Source organism: Cupriavidus sp. HPC(L) (assembly GCF_000307735.3).
Classification (GTDB): Bacteria; Pseudomonadota; Gammaproteobacteria; order Burkholderiales; family Burkholderiaceae; genus Cupriavidus.
Genome location: NZ_AMPR02000257.1, coordinates 22956 through 29218 on the forward strand (window position 1 = coordinate 22956; position 6263 = coordinate 29218).

The following is a 6263-nucleotide window of genomic DNA, read 5'->3' on the forward strand; positions in this document are numbered from 1 at the left end:
CAACGCCCGTCCTTGGCCATCCGGCCCGACACGCCGCGCCCGGCTTGTTCGGTTGACGCTGGTGCCCGCACGAGCGCGCAATGGGCGACGTGCCCGGCGGTTCCCGACTCGATCGAAGAGGCAGACAGATGAGCAATATCGGATTCATCGGCCTGGGCGTGATGGGCGCCCCGATGGCACGGCATCTACTCGAAGGCGGACACACGCTGTACGTCCATAGCCGCAGCGGCGCGCCGCAGGGACTGCGCGATGCCGGTGCGCAATCGTGCGCGAACGCGGCCGAGGTGGCGCGGCAGGCGGACGTCATCATCCTGATGCTGCCCGACACGCCCGACGTCGAGCGCGTGCTGTTCGGCGACAACGGCGTCGCGGCGGGGCTGACCAGCGGCAAGGTCGTGGTCGACATGAGCTCGGTCTCGCCGATCGACACGCGCGAGTTTGCCGGCCGCATCGAAGCGCTCGGCTGCGACTATGTCGATGCGCCGGTATCGGGCGGCGAGGTTGGCGCCAAGGCCGGCACGCTGTCGATCATGGCGGGCGGCAAGCAGGCCGCGTTCGATCGCGTACTGCCGCTGCTGCAGCTGATGGGCAAGAACATCACGCTGGTCGGCGGCGTCGGTGACGGGCAGATCGCCAAGGTCGCGAACCAGGTCATCGTCGCGCTGACGATCGAGGCGGTGGGCGAAGCGCTGGTACTGGCCGCGAAGGCGGGCGCCGACCCGGCCCGCGTGCGGCAGGCGCTGATGGGCGGCTTTGCCAGCTCGCGCATTCTCGAAGTGCACGGCGAACGGATGATCCGCCGCACCTTCGACCCAGGCTTTCGGATCGCGCTGCATCAGAAGGACCTGAACCTGGCGCTGACGACGGCTCGCACGCTTGGCCTGAGCCTGCCCGGCACCGCGTCGTGCCAGCAGTTGTTCAATGTCTGCGAAGCGCTGGGCGGCGAGGGCTGGGACCACTCCGGGCTGGTCCGTGCGCTGGAGCACATGGCCGACTTCGCGATCGGCGATACGCCAGCCTCCTGAAGCAACGATCGCAAAAGGCGCGCCGCCGCCAGGGCCCGATGCAATCGGGCCAAACCCCAGTCTACCCAACCTGGCCAGACCCCGGCCAATCCCGCATGCACGGCACCGCACCAGCACGGTGAATTTCTCGGGAATTACCCTTGTTTGCGTTCCAATACATCATGCCATGATGTATTGTTCGTAGCCATCGACGGTTCCGCACCGTCGCGAGGGCGCTGGTCCCGGTCTGTCATCCGGACGTCCGCCAGCCCCGACCAGCAGCCGCCCTTGCCAGGACGAGGGTCGCCTGCCGTCGCCGTGCCGGCATTGCATGCCCGTGCGCCGCGACATTCCCGAGTGCCATCCCGACAAGCCTGCGCCCAGACAGGCGGGGATGGCTGTTCCGTTCACCGTTTCGAATCCTGCGGGCGCCATCATGCGAATACGCAAACAAACCGATTTCTTTTCCGGACTGATGTTCATCGCCGTCGGCCTCGGCTTTTCGCTGGTTGCGCGCGGCTACACCATGGGCACCGCGGCACGCATGGGACCCGGCTACTTTCCGTTCTGGCTCGGCATCGTGCTGGCGCTGCTTGGCGCGGTGGTGGCGATCGGCGCGATGTCGCCGACGGGCGAATCGGACCGGCTCGCACGCTGGGACCTGCGCACCGTGCTGTGGGTGCTCGGATCGGTGGTGCTGTTCGGCCTGGTGCTGAAGCCGCTCGGCATGGTGCTGTCGGTGATCCTGCTGGTGCTGATCGCGTCGATGGCGAGCCACGAATTCACCTGGCGCGGCGCGCTGCTCAATGCCGCGGTGCTGGTAGTCATCAGCCTGGTTGCCTTCGTCTACGGCATCAATCTGCAAATGCCGGTGTGGCCGGCTTTCCTATCGGCTTGAGGAGGGCCACGCAATGGAATTGCTCAACCATCTGGCGCTGGGATTCTCGACCGCGCTGTCGCTGCAGAACCTGGCCTATGCGCTGCTGGGCTGCGTGCTGGGGACGCTGATCGGCGTGCTGCCCGGCCTGGGACCGCTGGCGACCATCGCGATGCTGCTGCCGATCACCTACACGCTGCCTCCCGTCGCGGCGCTGATCATGCTGGCAGGCATCTATTACGGCGCGCAGTACGGCGGCTCGACCACCGCAATTCTCGTCAATCTGCCCGGCGAATCGTCGTCGGTGGTGACCACGCTGGACGGCTACCAGATGGCCCGCAAGGGCCGCGCGGGGGTCGCGCTGGCGACGGCCGGCCTGGGCTCGTTCTTTGCCGGCAGCGTCGCCACGCTGATCCTGGCCGCGTTCGCGACGCCGCTGTCGGAACTGGCATTCAAGTTCGGGCCGGCCGAGTATTTCTCGTTGATGGTGCTGGGCCTGATCGGCGCCGTAGTGCTGGCATCCGGCTCGCTGGTCAAGGCCGTCGCGATGATCGTGCTGGGCCTGCTGATCGGCCTGATCGGCACCGACGTCAATTCGGGCGTGGCGCGCTTCTCGTTCGACGTGCCGGAGCTGACCGACGGCATCAATATCACCGGGCTGGCGATGGGCCTGTTCGGCTTTGCCGAGATCATCGTCAATCTGGAGCAGAGGGAATCGCGCGAGACCTTCACCGATCGCGTGACCAACCTGTTTCCGACGAAGGAGGACTTCAAGCGCATGATTCCGGCCGTGCTGCGCGGTACCGCGCTCGGCTCGGCGCTCGGCGTGCTGCCGGGCGGCGGCGCGTCGCTGTCGTCGTTCGCGGCCTACTCGCTGGAAAAGAAGACGTCGAAGCATCCGCACGAATTCGGCAAGGGCGCGATCGAAGGCGTGGCCGGACCCGAGTCGGCCAACAACGCCGCGGCGCAGACCTCGTTCATTCCGCTGCTGACGCTGGGCATCCCGTCCAACGCGGTAATGGCGTTGATGGTCGGCGCGATGACGATCCACAATATCCAGCCCGGTCCGCAGGTGATGACCAGCAACCCCTCGCTGTTCTGGGGGCTGATCGCTTCGATGTGGATCGGCAACCTGACGCTGGTGATCCTGAACCTGCCGCTGATCGGGATCTGGGTCAAGCTGCTGAAGGTGCCGTACCGCTTCCTGTACCCGGCGATCCTGACGTTCTGCTGCATCGGCGTCTATTCGGTCAACAACACCGTGTTCGACGTGTTCGTCGCGGCGGCCTGCGGGATGATCGGCTATATCTTCATGAAGCTGCGCTGCGAGCCCGCGCCGCTGCTGCTCGGCTTCGTGCTGGGGCCGATGATGGAGGAGAACTTCCGCCGCACGCTGCTGCTGTCGCGCGGCGACTTCCATGTGTTCATCGAGCGGCCGCTGTCGTTGGGGCTGCTGGTCGCGGCCGCCGCGCTGGTGGCGGTGGTCGCGCTGCCGGCGGTCAAGGCCAAGCGCGAGGAGGCGTTCCAGGAGGAATAGCGAGGCCGCAGTGTCCCCTCTCCCCATCCCTCTCCCACGGGCGGGAGAGGGAGCCGCCTGTCGCAATGGGGGCGACTACGCAGACGACTACGCAGGCGACTACGCGCCCGTCCACACGCGGCCGAGAAAGTCCCGGATCAGCGGGCATACCTGCGCGAAATGCGTCTCCAGCAGCCAGTGGCCGCCGTCGGTCATATGCAGTTCCGCCCGCGGCAGATCGCGCAGATAGGCACGGCCGGCGGCCGCCGGCATATAGCCGTCATGGGGGCCCCACAGGATCAGCGTGGGCGGCTGGTGTTCGCGCAGATAGGCCTGATAGCGCGGGAACCAGTCGAGATTCGCCTTCAGCCCTTCCATCAGCCGCACGGCGAGCTCGCGCCGAACCGGCGTGTCCATCAGGCGCCAGTGCAGTGTCCATAGATCGGGCGACAGGCGCGGCACGTGTTCCAGGCGAATTTCGCCGATGAACTCGTCGCGAAAGCCGTGTTCGCTGGCAGCCGCCTCCAGCGGCGCGCGGTTGGCCGGCGACGGGTCGGCCCAATAGCGCTGGATGGTCTCGTACTTGGGGCCCAACTGGTCCTCGTAGATGTCGCCGTTCTGGACGATCAGCGCGGCGATCCGCTCGGGCGCCCGGATGGCGAGGCGTAGCCCGATCTGCGATCCGTAGTCATGCAGATACAGCGCATACCGCCGCAGCCCGAGGGCGTCGGCGAATCGCTCGAGAAAGGCCGCATAGGCATCGAAGTCGTAGCCGAATGCGCCGAAGTCCGGCGTATCGCTGTAGCCGAATCCCGGAAAATCCGGCGCCACGGCGTGCCAGCGATCGGCCAGCGCGGGCAGCAAACGGCGGTACTGGTAGGACGAGCAGGGGTAGCCGTGCGGCAGCAGCACTGCGGGCGCGTCCCGCCGACCGGCCTCGCGGTAGAAGATGCGCATGCCGTCAAGGTCCAGCGTCCGGTGCGTCACGGCATCCTGCCGCTCGGCGATTTCCGTCGCCGAAGCGGTCGAAACCGCGGGCATATCGTGCGGATCGTTCATCGTCGCTCCTCCGAAAAAAAGATTCGGACGACGATGCAAGTTGCATTCCGACGCCGGACGCCGCGCGCTCCCCTGCCGTTCGCTGCTCCGCCCCCGCACCCTGCCATCGCGATTGTGCAAAGCGCGCAGTTTTTGCGTGGCCCCTGCGGCCCCTGAGCCGCCACGAGTCAAATGCAAAAGCCCCGGCCCGTTCCCGGAAACGTTGGAGCGCCGCGCTCCTAACATGCCCTGCGTTGTACACCACACGGGCAGCTTGCGCGGACCCGGCCACCACCATCGCAATGTCGCGCCCCGGCACCGGAGGTGGTGGCCGGTTTTTTTGGGGCCCTCAAACCCACCCCGCCCGATGCAGCTTGCGCCAGAGCGCCGTGCAGGCCAGCGCGGTGCCGGCGATCACGGCCGGATAGGCGAAGGGCAGCTTCAGCTCCGGCATGTATTCGAAGTTCATGCCGTACAGGCTGAACACCACGGTCGGGATCGCCAGAATGGCGCCCCAGCCTGCCAGCCGCTTGACCACCTCGTTCTGGCCCACCGTCACCAGCGCCAGATTGACCTGCACGGCGGTCGTCAGCATTTCGCGCACGACGTCGAGCGTTCGCAGCAGCCGGCTGGCGTGGTCCTCGACGTCGCGGAAATAGGCCCGCAGGTCCCTGGGCACCAGTTCCTCGTGCAATCGGATCAGCTGCCCGCACATCTCCTCGATCGGATAGACCGCATTGCGCAGGCGCAGCACCTGACGCTTGATGTGGTACAGCCGTTCGATCGCGGTGCGGTCGAACTGGTCGCGGAACAGTCCCTGCTCCAGTTCCTCGAAGGCGTCCTCGAGCCGGTTGACGATCGGCATGTAGTGATCGACCACGAAATCCATCAGCGCGTACAGCACGTAACCAGGCCCATTGGCCAGCGCGTGCGGCTCGTGCTCGCAGCGCTCGCGCACGGGGGCGTACGTGCTGCTGGCCCCATGGCGGACCGACACCACGTAATTGGGGCCGACGAACAGATGGGTCTCGCCGATCTCGACGCTGTCGCCCACCAGCTGCGCGGTATTGAGCACGATGAAGACGCTGTCGCCATAGGCCTCCAGCTTGGGACGCTGATGGGCGTTCAGGGCGTCCTCGACTGCCAGATCGTGCAGGCCGAATTCGAGCTGCGCCTGCCGCAGCAGCGCCAGGTCCGGTTCGTACAGGCCCAGCCAGACGAATGTGCCCGGCGTCTTCAGTATCTCGCTGATGTCCTCCAACGGGACCTCGCCAAGCCGCTTGCCGCCGCGGTAGGCCACGCAATTGACGATCGCACCCATGAACGCTCCTCGGTCAGGATGCGCAATCGTAACAAGCGGCGGTGCGGTGGAGAGCGAAGGTCGATATCGCGGCCAGCCCCGCCGAGGCCCGCACCCTCGCTGCCCACCGTCGCGCCGTGCAGGTCACCTGAACGACAATTGTTACAGTTCGCCGGGAAGAGGCAGTTAGAATGCGATATTTCCACGCTTACCCGGCTATGTCCCAGAAGAAATCGCCACACTTCGAGCTGCGTAGTGGCAACGTCGACGCCCTCCTTCTTGCGCTCCATACCGCGGATACCTCGGCGCTGCGAGACGATCTGCTGTCGCGCTTCGAAGCAACCCCCGATTTCTTCTCGAACGACGTCATCGCGCTGGACCTGCGCTCGCTGGAAGACGGCCAGCGGCCGGAACTGGGCGCCGTGATCGACACGCTGTCCACGCTGAAGGCCCGCGCGATCGGCGTGGTTGCGCGCCAGGAGCAGCACGACTGGGCCCAGGCCTGCGGGCTGCCGATGCTGGATAGCC

5 protein-coding genes and 1 pseudogene are annotated in these 6263 nt (G+C 66.4%); 4 read left to right on the forward strand and 2 right to left on the reverse strand.

Annotated elements, in window-relative coordinates:
* The first annotated feature begins 128 nt into the window (after positions 1–128).
* From B551_RS15020 to B551_RS15030, 3 genes are all read left to right on the forward strand, one after another.
* Positions 129–1025, forward strand: a complete 897-nt coding sequence (locus B551_RS15020; RefSeq protein WP_023264434.1) for a 2-hydroxy-3-oxopropionate reductase — start codon at positions 129–131, stop codon at positions 1023–1025.
* A gap of 415 nt (positions 1026–1440) precedes the next feature.
* On the forward strand, positions 1441–1902 hold the full coding sequence (locus tag B551_RS15025; protein ID WP_006578074.1) for a tripartite tricarboxylate transporter TctB family protein: 462 nt from the start codon (positions 1441–1443) through the stop codon (positions 1900–1902).
* A gap of 13 nt (positions 1903–1915) precedes the next feature.
* Positions 1916–3418, forward strand: coding sequence for a tripartite tricarboxylate transporter permease (locus B551_RS15030; protein ID WP_023264436.1), 1503 nt, complete (start codon positions 1916–1918; stop codon positions 3416–3418).
* Between the two features lie 99 nt (positions 3419–3517).
* Here B551_RS15030 and B551_RS15035 read toward each other — a convergent pair whose 3' ends face one another.
* Together B551_RS15035 and B551_RS15040 are read right to left on the reverse strand one after the other, a co-directional pair.
* Entirely contained in the window at positions 3518–4456 is a 939-nt protein-coding gene (locus B551_RS15035; protein ID WP_023264437.1) for an alpha/beta fold hydrolase, read from the reverse strand.
* A gap of 328 nt (positions 4457–4784) precedes the next feature.
* Positions 4785–5756, reverse strand: coding sequence for a magnesium and cobalt transport protein CorA (locus tag B551_RS15040; RefSeq protein ID WP_023264438.1), 972 nt, complete (start codon positions 5754–5756; stop codon positions 4785–4787).
* Between the two features lie 197 nt (positions 5757–5953).
* On the opposite strand from B551_RS15040, the pseudogene B551_RS15045 reads away from it, so the two are divergent.
* Positions 5954–6263, forward strand: a pseudogene (locus B551_RS15045) (septum site-determining protein MinC); the annotation flags it as partial.

Coding starts and splice junctions, on each gene's coding strand:
- B551_RS15035 (WP_023264437.1), bottom strand. CDS start 4,456: ATGAACGATCCGCACGATATGCCCGCGGTTTCGACCGCTTCGGCGACG.
- B551_RS15030 (WP_023264436.1), top strand. CDS start 1,916: ATGGAATTGCTCAACCATCTGGCGCTGGGATTCTCGACCGCGCTGTCG.
- B551_RS15025 (WP_006578074.1), top strand. CDS start 1,441: ATGCGAATACGCAAACAAACCGATTTCTTTTCCGGACTGATGTTCATC.
- B551_RS15020 (WP_023264434.1), top strand. CDS start 129: ATGAGCAATATCGGATTCATCGGCCTGGGCGTGATGGGCGCCCCGATG.
- B551_RS15040 (WP_023264438.1), bottom strand. CDS start 5,756: ATGGGTGCGATCGTCAATTGCGTGGCCTACCGCGGCGGCAAGCGGCTT.